Origin of the sequence: Streptomyces sp. NPDC002588 (genome assembly GCF_040295925.1) — a bacterium.
Taxonomy (GTDB): Bacteria; Actinomycetota; Actinomycetes; order Streptomycetales; family Streptomycetaceae; genus Streptomyces.
This window is the reverse complement of the sequence record NZ_JBEOWF010000028.1, coordinates 1-14,439: the sequence shown is the minus strand read 5'-3', so window position 1 is coordinate 14,439 and position 14,439 is coordinate 1. Positions and strand designations below refer to the sequence as shown.

12 protein-coding genes are annotated in these 14,439 nt (G+C 72.5%); 7 read left to right on the top strand and 5 right to left on the bottom strand.

The window, feature by feature from the left end:
* Positions 1–6 precede the first annotated feature (6 nt).
* Positions 7–705, bottom strand: a complete 699-nt coding sequence (pdxH, locus tag ABT057_RS29035; protein WP_352346566.1) for a pyridoxamine 5'-phosphate oxidase — start codon at positions 703–705, stop codon at positions 7–9.
* Positions 706–923: 218 nt separating this feature from the next.
* Here pdxH and ABT057_RS29030 point away from each other — a divergent pair, with 218 nt between their 5' ends.
* The 3 genes from ABT057_RS29030 to ABT057_RS29020 all read left to right on the top strand — a co-directional run bounded on the left by ABT057_RS29030 (position 924) and on the right by ABT057_RS29020 (position 4,401).
* Positions 924–2,024 carry a citrate synthase 2 gene (locus tag ABT057_RS29030; protein ID WP_352346565.1) on the top strand — a complete coding sequence of 367 codons (1,101 nt, stop codon included), beginning with the start codon at positions 924–926 and terminating at the stop codon, positions 2,022–2,024.
* Between the two features lie 392 nt (positions 2,025–2,416).
* Positions 2,417–2,866, top strand: coding sequence for a GNAT family N-acetyltransferase (locus tag ABT057_RS29025; RefSeq protein WP_352346564.1), 450 nt, complete (start codon positions 2,417–2,419; stop codon positions 2,864–2,866).
* A gap of 92 nt (positions 2,867–2,958) precedes the next feature.
* Entirely contained in the window at positions 2,959–4,401 is a 1,443-nt protein-coding gene (locus ABT057_RS29020) for a PAS domain-containing protein (RefSeq protein WP_502973981.1), read from the top strand.
* A gap of 26 nt (positions 4,402–4,427) precedes the next feature.
* Here the strand turns inward: ABT057_RS29020 and ABT057_RS29015 are convergent, their stop codons facing one another.
* A complete protein-coding gene (locus ABT057_RS29015; protein WP_352346563.1) occupies positions 4,428–5,183 on the bottom strand; it encodes an SIS domain-containing protein in 756 nt (251 codons plus the stop codon).
* A 271-nt stretch (positions 5,184–5,454) separates the two neighbouring features.
* On the opposite strand from ABT057_RS29015, the gene ABT057_RS29010 reads away from it, so the two are divergent.
* Both ABT057_RS29010 and ABT057_RS29005 read left to right on the top strand, forming a co-directional pair.
* Positions 5,455–6,147, top strand: coding sequence for an iron-dependent transcriptional repressor DtxR (locus ABT057_RS29010; RefSeq protein ID WP_352346562.1), 693 nt, complete (start codon positions 5,455–5,457; stop codon positions 6,145–6,147).
* Between the two features lie 596 nt (positions 6,148–6,743).
* Complete coding sequence (locus ABT057_RS29005; protein WP_352346561.1) at positions 6,744–7,661, top strand: alpha/beta fold hydrolase; 918 nt, start codon at positions 6,744–6,746, stop codon at positions 7,659–7,661.
* A gap of 58 nt (positions 7,662–7,719) precedes the next feature.
* Here ABT057_RS29005 and ABT057_RS29000 read toward each other — a convergent pair whose 3' ends face one another.
* From ABT057_RS29000 to ABT057_RS28990, 3 genes are read right to left on the bottom strand one after another with little or no spacing between them, the layout of a single operon-like run.
* A complete protein-coding gene (locus ABT057_RS29000) occupies positions 7,720–9,309 on the bottom strand; it encodes a transporter (RefSeq protein WP_352346560.1) in 1,590 nt (529 codons plus the stop codon).
* The gene (locus ABT057_RS28995) at positions 9,306–10,076 is read right to left on the bottom strand and encodes an ABC transporter ATP-binding protein (RefSeq protein ID WP_352346559.1); all 771 of its coding nucleotides are present in this window, start codon (positions 10,074–10,076) and stop codon (positions 9,306–9,308) included. The genes ABT057_RS29000 and ABT057_RS28995 overlap by 4 nt, the downstream gene beginning before the upstream one ends.
* 38 nt (positions 10,077–10,114) lie before the next feature.
* Positions 10,115–10,777, bottom strand: coding sequence for a bifunctional DNA primase/polymerase (locus tag ABT057_RS28990; protein WP_352346675.1), 663 nt, complete (start codon positions 10,775–10,777; stop codon positions 10,115–10,117).
* A gap of 298 nt (positions 10,778–11,075) precedes the next feature.
* Here ABT057_RS28990 and ABT057_RS28985 point away from each other — a divergent pair, with 298 nt between their 5' ends.
* Together ABT057_RS28985 and ABT057_RS28980 are read left to right on the top strand one after the other, a co-directional pair.
* A complete protein-coding gene (locus ABT057_RS28985) occupies positions 11,076–12,461 on the top strand; it encodes an NsdA family TPR-like regulatory protein (RefSeq protein ID WP_352346558.1) in 1,386 nt (461 codons plus the stop codon).
* 201 nt (positions 12,462–12,662) lie between these two features.
* Positions 12,663–14,336 carry a hypothetical protein gene (locus ABT057_RS28980; protein ID WP_352346557.1) on the top strand — a complete coding sequence of 558 codons (1,674 nt, stop codon included), beginning with the start codon at positions 12,663–12,665 and terminating at the stop codon, positions 14,334–14,336.
* Positions 14,337–14,439: the final 103 nt, after the last annotated feature.

The following is a 14,439-nucleotide window of genomic DNA, read 5'->3' as shown; positions in this document are numbered from 1 at the left end:
GGCCACTCAGGGGCTGAGCCGTTCCACCCGCCAGCTCCCGTCCGCCCGCGCCACGTACCGCAACCGGTCGTGCAGCCGGTTCTCCCGGCCCTGCCAGAACTCCACCGCCTCCGGCGCCACCCGGAAACCACCCCAGTGCGGCGGCACCGGCACCTGCTCGCCCTCCGGATAGCGCGCCGCGAGCTCGGCGTACGAGGCGTCGAGATCGGCCCGGCCGGAGATCACCGACGACTGCCCGCTGGCCCACGCCCCGAGCTGCGACCCGTGCGGCCGGGTCCGGAAGTACGCGGCGGTCTCGTCCCGCCCGGTCCGCCGGGCCACACCCCGCACGATGACCTGCCGGGCCATCGGATGCCACGGAAAGAGCAGCGACACATACGGATTCCCGGCGAGCTCACGCGCCTTGCGGGACTCGTAGTTGGTGTAGAACACGAAGCCGTGCTCGTCGAAGTGCTTCAGCAGCACCGTCCGCGAGCTGGGCCGGCCCTCCGTGTCCGCGGTGGAGACGATCATCGCGTTCGGCTCGAACAGACGGGCCTCGATGGCCGCCTCCTTGAACCAGCGCGCGAACTGTTCCACGGGCGTGGCGGCAAGACCGGCCTCGGCGAGCCCCTCCGCCCGGTACTGCTTGCGCATGGCGGCGGGATCGGGGACGGGACCGGAGTAGACGGCGTCTGCTTCGTTCACGGGGTCATCCTGCCGCATGGAGCACCTCGACGAGCCAGGATGGCACTGAGTGCCGCACCACTCCCCAAAGGTGGCACTCGGGGATATGGTGCAGATGCCATCCCGGTTGGGTGACCGCCGACCGCACAGGGCATCACCGGGGTGACCGCCCACGACCGCGAGTTCTCCGAGGACCGCGGATCCGCCGGCGCCGTCCGCCGTACCGTCCTGTCGCACACATCACGAGGAGCCGCCTGATGTCCGACTTCGTACCCGGGCTCGAAGGAGTCGTCGCGTTCGAGACGGAGATCGCCGAACCGGACAAGGAGGGCGGCGCCCTGCGCTACCGGGGCGTCGACATCGAGGACCTGGTCGGTCACGTGTCGTTCGGCAACGTCTGGGGCCTGCTCGTCGACGGCGCCTTCAACCCCGGCCTGCCGCCCGCCGAGCCCTTCCCCATCCCCGTCCACTCCGGCGACATCCGCGTCGACGTACAGTCCGCGCTCGCCATGCTCGCCCCCGTCTGGGGCCTCGAACCCCTCCTCGACATCGATGCCGAACAGGCCCGAGAGGACCTCGCCCGCGCCGCCGTCATGGCCCTCTCCTACGTCGCCCAGTCCGCGCGCGGCCAGGGCCGGCCCATGGTCCCCCAGAGCGAGATCGACAAGGCCCAGTCCGTCGTCGAACGCTTCATGATCCGCTGGCGCGGCGAACCCGACCCCAAGCACGTCGCGGCCGTCGACGCCTACTGGACGTCCGCCGCCGAGCACGGCATGAACGCCTCCACCTTCACCGCCCGCGTCATCGCCTCCACGGGCGCCGACGTCGCGGCAGCGCTGTCCGGCGCCGTGGGCGCCATGTCCGGCCCCCTGCACGGTGGCGCCCCCTCCCGCGTCCTCGGCATGATCGAGGAGATCGAACGCACGGGCGACGCCGAGGCCTACGTCAAGCAGGCCCTCGACAGGGGCGAGCGCCTCATGGGCTTCGGCCACCGCGTCTACCGCGCCGAGGATCCCCGCGCCCGCGTCCTGCGCCGCACCGCCCGGGAACTGGGCGCTCCGCGCTTCGAGGTCGCCGAGGCCCTCGAGAAGGCCGCCCTCGCCGAACTGCACGCCCGCCGCCCCGACCGCGTCCTCGCCACGAACGTCGAGTTCTGGGCGGCCATCGTCCTCGACTTCGCCGAGGTCCCCGCGCACATGTTCACCTCGATGTTCACCTGCGCCCGCACCGCCGGCTGGTCGGCCCACATCCTGGAACAGAAGCGCACCGGCCGGCTGGTCCGTCCCTCGGCCCGCTACACCGGCCCCGGCACCCGCGGCCCCCAGGAGATCGAGGGCTACGAGGACATCGCCCACTGAGCACGCCCGCACGAAAACGCAGGCGACCCGCGAGTCTGGTCCTCCACAGGGGAGGAGCCGGCCGGACTTACCGGCGACTCGCGGGTCGGGTGACTGCGTTGTACTGGCCGGCTGCATGCGTCTCGCGCACGCTGGTCCGGCACCGCACTGGGTGTGGTGGCGGGCCGCTAGCCCGCAGCCACCTCACGAGTCCGGGTTTCATACATTTACCGGATCACCTCCCTTCAACGTGTACTGAGCACCCTAAGAACCGTTCCGGCGCCAATCAACTGTTTTTTCGAGATGCCGAGGACGGCGCCTCGGGCCGCGGGCTGTGGCCGTGTCCGTCCGGATCCGGGGAGAACTGGGCCGGCGCGTTGACGCGCGTGTGGGGGACACGGTTCGGTGGGGCTATGAGTGATCTTCGTGTCGAGCGGGCCGTGGGCGATGCCGCGCTGGAGCAGTGGCGGCATGTGCACAACGTGATCGTGCCGCCGGCCGCCCTGTCTCTCGGCCAGGTGCGGGAGCGCGCGGGGCGTTATCTGCTGGAGAACGCCTACGTCGGTGAGGTGCTGGTGGGGTGTTCCACCGTGCGGCCGCCGCGGGGGGAGGACGGGGCGGCCACCGTCATCGCGCGCGTGCTGCCCGAGCACCGGGGGCGTGGGTACGGCGGTGCGGTCTACGAGCATGCGCTCGAGCACGCGCGTGTGCTCGGTGCCCGGGCGGTCGAGACGTGCGTGCTGGCCGAGAACGGGGACGGGCTGCGGTTCGCACAGGCGCGGGGGTTCGTCGAGGTCGACCGGTATGTCCTCGACGGTGAGACGGCGGAATGGGTCGACCTGCGGCTGATGCCGGTTCCGTGACGGACGCGGGCCCACAACGATTCCTCTGCAATCTTGCGGGAATCATATGTGGGCTGCGTCACGTTCGAGTTGAATGAGGGCAGTGAGTGAACCTGCAGGGGGTCCAGGTGAGTGCTTCCCGGCGTAGTGGGACCACCGACGAGCTGGGGCCGGACGAGCCCGAGCAGCCGGACGGTCCCGGCGGCCCCGACGGCGCGGATCTGCTTGCCGCGCTGCTCGACGGCATGGACGCGGCGCTGTGCGCCTTCGACGGCGACGGTGTCGTCACCCACTGGAACCGCGAGGCCGAGCGCATCCTCGGCTGGAGTGCGGCCGAGGCGGTGGGACGGCAGGGTTTCGCCGGATGGGCGGTGCGCGAGGCCGATGCCGAGGAGGTGGAGAGCCGGCTGATGTCGGCGATGCACGCCTCGGGCCGTCAGGTCCACGAGTTCGCGCTGCTGACGAAGGACGGCGGCCGGGTGCTGGTGCGGACGCAGTCCGCCGCGGTGCGCGGGCCCGACGGCAAGCCCGCGGGGCTGTACTGCGCGTTCAGCGAGGTGCACGCGCAGATCGATCTCGAGCGGTCCATCGCGCTCAGCGAGGCGCTTTTCGACGACGCCTCCTGGGGTGTCGTCCTCGTCGACGCGGATCTGCGCCCGGCGGTGGTCAACGCGCACGCCGCGCGGGCGCTCGGAGCGGGCCGTACGGCGGTCCTGGGCCGTCCGCTGGGCGAGCTGCTCACCCGGGGCGCGGAGGAGCTGGAGAACGTGTTGACGCACGTGCTGGCGGAGGGCGCCCCGCCCGCGCCCGCCGAGCTGTGGGTCGGGGTGCGTACCCCGGAGGGCGAGAAGCGGCGCTGCTGGCGCAGTGGCTTCCTGCGGCTGGCGTCGCCGCTCGCGGAGGAGCCGGTGCCGTTGGGTGTCGGCTGGCTGTTCCAGGACGTCACCGAGGCCAAGCAGGGCGAGCAGGAGGCGTCGCTGCTGCGGTTCCGCAGCAACCAGTTGCATCGGGCGGCGCGTGCGGCCGCCGAGTGCGAGGACCCGGCGGAGGCGGCCACCGTCCATCTGGACTTCGCGCTCGCGGGGTTCGCCGACCACGCCGTGATCGACCGGGTGGCGGGCGGTGTCCCGGGTGACGGGGAGCCGGCGGCCGGGCCGCCTCGGCTGGTGCGGGTGGCGGCCACGCCGTCCGGCGGGCCGGGCCCCAGCGAGCTCACCGGTCACGCCGGGCTTCCTGTGCGGTACGGCGAGGGACATCCGGCGCTGCAGTGCGTGGCCCGGGCCGGTTCGGTGCGGGCCGGGGCGGGGACCATGGCGGCCGAGGAGGCGCGGGAGTGGGCGCGGGCGCGTCAGTGGCCGGAGGACACCGTGCACGCCCTGTGCGCGGTACTGCGCAGCCGCGGCCGGACGCTGGGCGTCGTGACGTTCCTGCGCGGCGCGGGCCGTACCGCTTTCGAGCGTTCCGACGCGACCTACGCCGAGGACGTCTCGGCCCGCATAGCGGCGGCGCTGGATCTGGCGGACCTGGCGGCGCGGGGCCACGATCACGATTCCTGAGGCGCGTCGTGGCCCCGGCGGGGCGCTCAGTGCCGGTAGAAGATCCGGTCGCCGTACTCGTCCATCACGCGTTCGTTCCAGTCGTGGCCGCCGTCGACGTTGCCGGAGCGCAGGAGCGGGGGCTCGATGCCGCGGTCGGCGAGGGAGCCGGCGGCGGTCGCCATGACGGCCTGGAGGAGGGCGGAGGTGACGACCGTGGAGGCGGGCGCGAAGGGCGCAGGGACGGTGTCGAGGGTGAGTTCGGCGTCGCCGACGGCGATCTTCGAGTCCAGGACGACGTCGCAGTGGTCCTTCAGGAAGGTCCCCGAGGTGTGCCGGGACTTCGTCCCGGTGGCGTAGGCGACCGAGGTCACGCCGATGACCTTGAGGCCGAGGGCGCGGGCGCCCAGGGCCATTTCGACGGGCAGCGCGTTGCGCCCGGACAGCGAGATGATCACGAGGGCGTCGCCCGCGCGGGCGGGTGAGGTGTCCAGGACGGCGCCCGCGAGGCCGTCCACGCGCTCCAGGGCGGAGCCCAGGGTGGCGGGTACGACGTCGACGCCGACGACGCCGGGTACCGCCAGGAGGTTCATCAGGGCGAGGCCGCCTGCGCGGTAGACGACGTCCTGGGCGGGGAGCGAGGAGTGCCCGGCGCCGAACGCGAAGAGGCGTCCGCCGGCGGCCACGGTGTCGGCGAGGAGTGTTCCGGCGGCCTCCACGGCCTCGGTCTCCTCGTCGCGGACCCGTCGCAGGAGGTCGATGGCGGCGTCGAAGAACTGGGCGGCGAGCTTGCGGTCGCTCATCCGAGGGGCCCCTTTGCCATGTCGGTTCGCGGTGTGGGCGTTCATGTCGCGGATCACGGTGCGGTCTGGACCAGTGCGCTGTCAATACGGCCTGCGGGCTCGCGGGGCCCGGTCGTGCGGGGGTGCCCGGGAGTCCGCCGTTCCCGGAAGTAACCGTCTCGTTTCAACGGCGCGGCACGCTTGTCAGTGGTATCCGGCAGAATTGGGGTCAGGGCCAGCGCACGAGCCGGAGAGCCGTCGAGCCTTCGGCAGATCTCATCGAGGGGCACGAATGTCCGGACTGATCGACACCACGGAGATGTATCTCCGCACCATCCTCGAGCTGGAGGAGGAAGGTGTGGTCCCCATGCGCGCCCGGATCGCCGAGCGGCTCGACCAGAGCGGGCCGACGGTCAGCCAGACGGTGGCGCGCATGGAGCGCGACGGCCTGGTCTCCGTGGCCAGCGACCGGCATCTGGAGCTGACGGACGAGGGCCGTCGGCTGGCGACGCGCGTGATGCGCAAGCACCGGCTCGCCGAGTGTCTTCTCGTCGACGTGATCGGCCTGGAGTGGGAGCAGGTCCACGCGGAGGCGTGCCGCTGGGAGCATGTGATGAGCGAGGCGGTCGAGCGCCGTGTTCTCGAGCTGCTGCGGCACCCCACCGAGTCGCCGTACGGCAATCCGATCCCCGGTCTGGAGGAGCTCGGCGAGAAGGACGGCGCCGACCCGTTCCTGGACGAGGGCATGGTCTCGCTGGCCGAGCTCGACCCGGGTCTGGAGGGCAAGACGGTCGTCGTGCGCCGTATCGGCGAGCCGATCCAGACGGACGCGCAGTTGATGTACACGCTGCGCCGGGCGGGTGTGCAGCCCGGTTCGGTGGTGAGCGTGACGGAGTCGGCGGGGGGTGTGCTGGTCGGCAGCGGCGGCGAGGCGGCCGAGCTGGAGTCGGACATCGCGTCCCACGTGTTCGTCGCCAAGCGCTGAGTGCCCGCCCGACAGGCTGCCGGGAGGCCCGCCCGGCAGCCTGTGAAGCGCTCGCCGAAAGCGTTTGTTGAAACGCTGAGCATTGTTCAACTCCTGTGACTCATGGGGCAGTTGTGACCGCACGCAGGTGGGGTCGAATCGCAGATTCCCTGTGTCGAACGGCAGCGCGCGGACCGTTCCCGTGCCACGCTGTCGCGTGAGGCATATGACCTGAGGGGGCGGGGATGACGTGCCGCGGACGAGTGAAGGGCCCCGGTGCCGGGTGGCACCGGGGCCTGTCCTCCCCTGTTTCGACCCGGAGCCCCGAGCTCTCAGGGTCGTTCCCCTCGGACCGTTTTCCCCGAGCGGTCCGCCTCCCGCTGAAGATCTCCCCTCGACAGTGGCGATCATTCCTCGAGCGATGTCACTCGAACGAGGGTTGTTGCTTGCGGAGAGTGCATTTGTCGAAAGAGCATTCGATAGCCTGCGAGTGATCTGAGGTCTACGAGAGATCTGAGGCCTCATGTGAGGCCCAGGAGTGATCCAAGGCTGATCCGAAGACAGCACGAAGGCATCGGCAGCACAGCGGTACGACGGCTAGGGGGGTGCCAGGATCCATGGCGCGACGCATCGACGTGACAGGAGCGGGCGGCGTACGCCTGGCGGCCTGGGAGTTCGGCGACCCGCCGAAGGGGATCCCGGCACAGTCCAGGGGAGCGCGGGACGGGATCGAGGGATCCCACGGGGAAGCGGAGTCCGAGCGGACCCCCGGCGTCCTGTTACTGCACGGGCTGATGGGCCGCGCCTCGCACTGGGCGTCCACCGCCCGCTGGCTCTCCGAGCGGCATCGCGCGGTCGCCCTCGACCAGCGGGGCCATGGCCAGAGCGAGAAGCCCCCGGAGGCCGCCTACACGCGCGAGGCGTACATCGAGGACGCGGAGGCCGCTCTCGAACAGCTGGGCCTCGCCCCCGCCGTCCTCATCGGCCACGCCATGGGGGCGCTCACCGCCTGGCAGCTCGCCGCGAAGCGCCCCGACCTGGTGCACGGACTGATCGTCTGCGACATGCGGGCCTCCGCGCTCGGCTCGGCCTCGCAGCGCGAATGGGCCGACTGGTTCAAGTCCTGGCCCGTCCCGTTCGCCACCCTGGCCGACGTCCGCAAGTGGTTCGGCGAGGACGACCCCTGGGTGGAGCGCCCGAACCCCTCCCGCGGCGAGTTCTACGCCGAGGTGATGCAGGAGTCGTCCGACGGCTGGCGCCCCGTCTTCGAGCCCGAGCAGATGCTGAAGTCCCGCGAGACGTGGGTGTACGACGCCCACTGGGAGGAGCTCACCCAGGTCCGGTGCCCCGCCCTGGTCGTCCGCGGCCTCGACGGCGAGCTGGGCCGGGCGGAGGCCCAGGAGATGGTCCGGGTCCTGCCCCGCGGCGAGTACGCGGAGGTGGCCGACGCCGGCCACCTCGTCCACTACGACCAGCCGGAGGCGTGGCGCACGGCCATCGAGCCCTTCCTCGACGGCGTACTGACGACCCCCTGAGCGACGTCACCCCGTAAGGGGCACCCCTCCATGGGGACCGCCCCTTGCCAAGGGTCCCTCACCCCCTGCTGACCGCCGTGAGGATCTCCGGCAGCCGGGCCGCCACCCGCGGGGCCGCGAGCCGCAGCCCCGCCGCCGTGATCGCCGTCCCGTACAGCGCGCCCAGGGGCAGCAGCACCCAGGTCCACGCAGCGCCCTCCGCGCTGACGTTCAGCCAGATCGTCACCGCGATGACCGGCGCGCACAGCAGGGCCGCCGACACCATCCCGCCGAAGATCGAGATCCAGGCCAGCCCGGTCTGGCCGGGGACGACGTTCTTGTGGCCCTCCTGCGGGATCGAGTAGGGGAAGCGGGCCGACGTCCAGGCGCCGGTCGTCAGCATCGCGCCGAGCAGCGCCAGCGACAGCCCCAGCACCTCGGGCAGCTTCGGCCAGTCCCCGAGCAACGCGGTCGTCACCACGGTCACCAGCGTCGCGTACGGCAGGGTGATCACCAGCAGCGCGAACGCCCGCGCGCGCAGTTCGACGTAGGCGTCCCGGGTCGACGAGATCGTCATCGCGACCAGCCAGAACGCCGAGGTGTCCTGCCCGAACTGGTTGTACATCTGGATGCCGAGCATCCCGGCGGCGAAGCACGCGAAGTAGATCGAACCGGTGCCCTGCACCGCGTTGAACACCGGCACGATCAGCCCGATCGCCAGCGATGTCACCCAGGCCGCCTTGGTCTTCGGATCGCGCCAGACATAGCGCAGGCTGCGGTCCATCACGGTGCCGGTCCGCCCGCCCGGCAGCAGCCGCGCGAGTCCCGCCGCGCTCCGCCGCTCCCGTGCCCCGCCCTCGAAGGACCGCAGCGTCGAACCGTCCGGCGAGGTCATCAGCCGCGTCAGACTCCGCGACCACACGGCCACCAGCAACGCCAGCCCCACCGCGCCGACCGCCAGCTGAGCCGCCGCGAGGCCGTACGACCCCTCGCTCGCCGAGTCCACCGCGCCCACCGCGGAGGCGGGCGGCAGCCAGCGCACCACGTCCGCCACCGGAGTCAGCTGCCCGAGCCCGCTGCTCCCCAGCCGCTGCGCCCCGAAGTTGACGACCTGCACACCCACCGCGACGACCAGCCCGCTCAGCACCGCCAGATCACGCCCCCGACGGCTGGTCAGCAGCCGTACGTTGGCGGCGGCGACGGCCCGCGCGAGCGCCACGCACACCAGCAGGCCCAGGACGACGGCGAGCACTCCGACGACCCAGGCGACCGCCCCGTGCGCCACCGCGATCACCGATCCCACCAGCAGCAGCGTGGTGAACAACGGCCCGATCCCCACCAGCGAGGCCGCCAGCAGCGCCCACACCAGCGGCCGGGGCCGCAGCGGCAGCATCACCAGACGGGTCGGATCGAGCGTCTCGTCCCCGCCGGGAAAGAACAGCGGCATCACCGCCCAGCCAAGCCCCAGCACCATCGCCAGCAACACCACGAGGGAGTCGGCGTGCGCATGCCCCCGCAGCGCGATCAGCCCGAGGAGCTGCAGCGCGGCGAACAGCAGCGCGAACACGGCGGAGACGACGTACGCTGCCCGCCGTCCGCCGGACTGCCGGAGCCCGCCCCGCAGCAGCGACAGCTTCAGCCGCACCACCGTGGAGGTCAGCGGGGTCACCTGGCGGCCCCGCCGCCCAGCCAGTCGAGATCGGCCCCGGTGCCCCGCCCCTCGGCGCCGACGAGTTCGAGGAACGCCCGCTGGAGCGAGGGCGCGGACCCGCGCACCTCCGCCAGTGTCCCCTGGGCCCGGATCCGTCCCGCCGCCATCACGGCCACCCAGTCGCACAGCGACTCGACGAGCTCCATGACGTGGGAGGAGAAGACCACCGTGGCGCCGGAGGCGGTGTAGCGCTCCAGTACGCCGCGGATGGTCTGCGCTGAGACGGGGTCGACGCCCTCGAACGGCTCGTCGAGGAAGAGGACTTCGGGATTGTGGAGGAGCGCGGTGGCGAGCCCGATCTTCTTCCGCATGCCGGTCGAGTAGTCGACGACGAGTTTGTGCTGCGCCCCGGCGAGATCGAGCACGTCGAGCAGCTGGGTGGCACGCTTGTCGACCTCGGCGCCGGGCAGTCCGCGCAACCGCCCGCTGTAGCCCAGCAGTTCCCGCCCCGACAGCCGTTCGAACAGCCGCAGCCCCTCCGGCAGCACCCCGATCCGCGCCTTCACCCCGACCGGATCCCGCCACACGTCGTGCCCGACGACCTCGACGGACCCCTGATCGGGCCGCAGCAACCCCGTCACCATGGACAGCGTCGTGGTCTTCCCGGCCCCGTTCGGCCCCACGAGCCCGATGAACTTCCCCGAAGGCAGATCGAGATCGATCCCGGCGACGGCCACCTGCTGCCCGAACCGCTTCCAGAGGTTGCGCACGCGTACAGAGGTCATACGGAAACCCTACGGCGCGAGGGCAGGCGCCCAGGGTTTCACCTGTCCCGACCGCACGCGTAGGCGAGCGGTGAGATCAACTCCTCCGCGTCGGGCAGCCACCGGTTCGCCGCGGTGGGCCGGCAAGCCCACTGCACGGCACCCCGGGACCCGAACCGGGTCGGCGGCGCGGCGACGAAGTCGCCCTCCCCCAAGGTCACGAGATCGAGGGCCGTCGGCGACCACCCCAGCCTGGTCACCAGGTCGGGCACCTTCGCCGACGCCCCGGTCAGGACGAAGAACTGCATCCGCCGGTCCGGCGTGAGCGTCACCGGCCCGAGGGGCAGCTCCATGCGCTCCATCCGGGCCAGCGCGAGGAACCCGGCCGTCTCCGGGACGGAGATCGCGTCGAAGGTCCGCCCGGTGGGCAGCAGGATCGAGGCGGTCGGCTGCTTCTGCCACATCCGGCGCGCGACGGTCGCACTGCCCGTCGCCTGCGTCGCCCAGTCGGGCCGCGAGGGATGCGCTCCCGGCGCCGCACACGCTGTGTCGCCGCACGAGCAGCGCTGCACACCGCCGACGGAGTCCAGCCAGGTGCCGGGGAAGACGTCCCAATGACGTTCCTCGGCGTAGCGGACAGCGGTCTCGAGCAGCGATTCCCCGCGCTGCTTCGGGATTTGGGTGGCGTCGGCACCGACGATGGTCTCTTCCACGGTGAGCACAACTCTAGCGGTCACCAGGGGTTACGCATGCCCACTGTGCGCGGGGGAGGAGCATCGTTCGGGCGTTCGGGGCGCATGGGAGCACGGGCGGGGGCGCGTGGCAGGAACGGGCGCGGGAGCGGGTAGTCACGAACGGGGCGGGCTTCCGTCGGTAACCCGGAAATACTCGGCAATCCTCACATGCCTCGCATTTTCGGTATGCGCGTGGGGCATTGATCTTCTCGGCCGGAATTCTTCGGTTCGGTACGGAACAACTTCGGTGTGTGGGCAGGGACCGCAGCCACAGGGGGTAGTGCCAATGGCCGCAAGGCCTCTCGTCGCGCGGCAGCCGAACGAACGGCTGCAGGCGCTCATCCAGGAGGCGGGGTGCTCGAACGCCGGGCTCGCCCGCCGCGTCAACATGTGCGGCGCCGAGCACGGTCTCGACCTGCGCTACGACAAGACGTCCGTGGCCCGTTGGCTGCGTGGACAGCAGCCGCGCGGACGCGCCCCGGCGATCATCGCCGAGGCCCTGGGCCGCAAGCTCGGCCGGACGGTCACGATCGACGAGATCGGTATGGCCAACGGCAAGAACCTCGCATCGGGCGTGGGGCTCCAGTTCTCGCCGACGGTACTGGGCGCCATCGAGCAGGTCTGCGAGCTGTGGCGCAGCGACGTGGGCCGGCGCGACTTCCTCTCCGGTTCGTCCGTCGCCGCCTCCGCGCTGGTCGAGCCCAGCCGCGACTGGCTGATCTCGTCGGCCGACGCCCAGGTGGCGCGGTCGGCGGGGCCGCGGGTGGGGCTGTCCGACGTGGCGGCCGTGAAGGCGATGACCCAGGCGCTGGTCGACCTGGACCACCAGTACGGCAGCGGGCACGTCCGCCCGGTCGTCGTGCACTACCTCAACAGCGTGGTCTCGGGGCTGCTGGCCGGCTCCTACCGGGAGGCGGTGGGCCGCGAACTCTTCGCCGCCGTCGCGCGGTTGACGGAGCTAGCCGGGTACATGGCGGTCGACACCGGTCAACCGGGCCTGGCCCAGCGCTACTACATCCAGGCCCTGCGGCTCGCGCAGGCGGCGGGCGACCGAGGGTACGGCGGTTACGTCCTCGCCGCGTCCATGAGTCACCTGGCCGCCCAGCTCGGGAACCCGCGCGAGATCGCCCAGCTGGCGCGCGCGGCGCAGGAAGGCACCCGCGGGCGGGTGACACCGCGCGCGGAGGCGATGTTCCTCGCGGCGGAGGCACGCGGCCACGCGCTGATGGGCGACGCGCGGGCGGCGCAACTGGCGTCCGGGCGGGCGGTGAACGCGCTGGAGGCGGCCGATCCGACCGCCGGTGACGATCCGGTGTGGATCGCGCACTTCGACGAGGCCTATCTGGCCGACGAGTTGGCGCACTGCCACCGTGACCTGGGCCAGGCCGAGGCGGCGGCACGGTGTGCGCAGCAGTCGCTGGACGGGCACCCGGAGAGCAGGGCGCGGCGCAGGGCGATCGGTTACGTCCTGCTCGCCACCGCGCAGGCCCAGCAACGTGAGATCGAGCAGGCCTGCCACACCGGCCTGAAGGCGGTCGAACTGCTCGAGACCCTGCGTTCCAACCGGGGCGCGGAGTATCTGGAGGACCTCCAGCAGCGCCTGGAGCCGTACCGGGAGGAGCCGGTGGTCAGGGAGTTCGGGGCGCGGCTGGAGCTGCAGGCCGCGGCGTGAACGGACGGGGCGCCGCCGCGTGAACGGGCGGGAAACGGGCCGTACCCACGCGGTGGGCGGCGAACCCAGCGCGCGGCGCTCCGGATCTGTTACCGACGTCACTGGGAGGGAGGTCACGTCCTGAGCTGCGTGGCACGCGGCTTCGGGGACCCGGTAGCGTGAGCCGACGATTCCGAAAGTCCCCCATTCGTAGGAGTCCCGGTGACGCAGAGTGGACAGGGCGAGGAGCCCTCGGCGCGGCCCGCGCACGAAGGCATCGTGCTGCCCTCGGACGGTGGCGAGCCCCTGCTGCCGGGCATGACGACGAGCGGCCCCCGGCCGAGCCCGCCGCAGCCGGGCCAGTACGGCGCCCAGCAGTCCGACCCGCAGCCGGGGCAGCAGCCTCCTCCGTACGGCGCTCACCAGCCCGAGCAGCAGCACGGTCCGTACGGGGCTCAGCCGTACGGGCAGCAGGCCCCGGCCGGCGGGCAGACCTGGGGTCAGCCGTGGGGCCCCGACCAGCAGCCGCAGGGCCGGCAGCCGGACCAGGGCTGGCCCCTGCCCGCGGACCAGCAGCCCCAGCAGCAGTGGGGCACCCCGCAGCCCGACGCGTGGGGCGCGGGTCCGCTCCCGCCCGAGGACGCCCAGGCGCAGCCGTACGGCCAGGGCACCCCCACGCCGGCGCCGCAGCCGTCGTACGGCGGGGGCGCGTCCGGTATGCCGTTGCCGCCGGCCGTCGACGAGGGCGCCACCCAGTACATACCGCCGGTCCCGGCGGCCCCGGTCGACGACGGCCGCACCCAGTACCTGCCGCCCGTGCCCGCCGCCGGCCCCGGGCCCGCGGTCTCGGCCGAGGGCGCGACGCAGTACATCCCGCCGGTCGGGCCGGGCGCGCTGCCGCCCGAGGCGCCGGCCGAGTCGACGCACTTCCTGGGCACGGGCGGACAGCAGAACCCGGGGCCGATGCCGGGTGCCGGGCACCCCGACGCCGAGGCCACGCAGTACATCCCGCCCGTGCCGGCGCAGGGGTTCCCGGCGCCCGGCGGGGATCGGCAGCCGCCCGCCGAGTTCGAGAACCTGTTCCGCGGCGGCGACGGTCCGGCCGGGGCCACCCAGCAGCTCCCGCGCTACTCCGAGGCCGGGGCCGCCGGCTACGGCGGCGGCCCCCAGGGCTACCCGCAGGGATACGACGCGCAGCCCGCCGCGCGTGCTCCCCAGCCCTCCTACGCGCCGCCCGCGCGTGACGACGACCACGCCGGCGGCGGCCGTACCGGCTCGCGGGTCCCGCTGTTCGCGGCGATCGGGGTGGCCCTCGCGGTCGTCGGTGTCGGCGCGGGCGCGCTGCTCGGGGGCGGCGGGGACGACAAGAGCGGCGACAACAAGACCGTCGCCGCGTCCGCGCCCGCCACGAGCGAGGGATCGGCGTCGTCCGACGCCGCCGAGCAGCAGGCGGCCGCCCTGGACAAGCTGCTCGCGGACAGCGGCAGCAGCCGGGCCAGTGTGATCGCCGCGGTGGGCAATGTGCGGGCCTGCGACAACCTCTCCCAGGCGGCCGCCGATCTGCGCGACGCGGCCGGCCAGCGCACCGGTCTGGTCAGCGAGCTGTCCGGGCTCTCCGTGGACAAGCTCCCCGACCACGCCGCGCTGACCACCGCCCTCACCAAGGCCTGGCAGGCCTCCGCGGCCGCCGACAACCACTACGCGGCCTGGGCCGACGAGGTCGCCGGCAACAGGAAGAAGGCCTGCAAGAAGGGCACGGCCAGGGTCACGGCCTCGGCACAGCAGGGCAACGCCGAGAGCACCACGGCCAGCAGGCAGAAGGCCGAGGCGGCCCGCCTGTGGAACGCCATCGCCAAGACCTACGACCTGACCCAGCGCCAGCCCACCCAGCTGTGAGCCCTAGCTGTATTGCCCTGTGAGGTTGGGGACGCGGCTGGCGGGTGGTTGGCCTTGCAGCGCGGTGTGTCCGCGGTGGTGATTGTAGGTGTGCAGCCACTGG

Bases quoted from the DNA above. Each gene is read 5' to 3' on its own strand.
- ABT057_RS29030 (WP_352346565.1), top strand. From the start codon at position 924: ATGTCCGACTTCGTACCCGGGCTCGAAGGAGTCGTCGCGTTCGAGACG.
- ABT057_RS29025 (WP_352346564.1), top strand. From the start codon at position 2,417: ATGAGTGATCTTCGTGTCGAGCGGGCCGTGGGCGATGCCGCGCTGGAG.
- ABT057_RS28995 (WP_352346559.1), bottom strand. From the start codon at position 10,076: ATGACCTCTGTACGCGTGCGCAACCTCTGGAAGCGGTTCGGGCAGCAG.
- ABT057_RS29005 (WP_352346561.1), top strand. From the start codon at position 6,744: ATGGCGCGACGCATCGACGTGACAGGAGCGGGCGGCGTACGCCTGGCG.
- ABT057_RS28985 (WP_352346558.1), top strand. From the start codon at position 11,076: ATGGCCGCAAGGCCTCTCGTCGCGCGGCAGCCGAACGAACGGCTGCAG.
- pdxH (WP_352346566.1), bottom strand. From the start codon at position 705: ATGCGGCAGGATGACCCCGTGAACGAAGCAGACGCCGTCTACTCCGGT.
- ABT057_RS29015 (WP_352346563.1), bottom strand. From the start codon at position 5,183: ATGAGCGACCGCAAGCTCGCCGCCCAGTTCTTCGACGCCGCCATCGAC.
- ABT057_RS29010 (WP_352346562.1), top strand. From the start codon at position 5,455: ATGTCCGGACTGATCGACACCACGGAGATGTATCTCCGCACCATCCTC.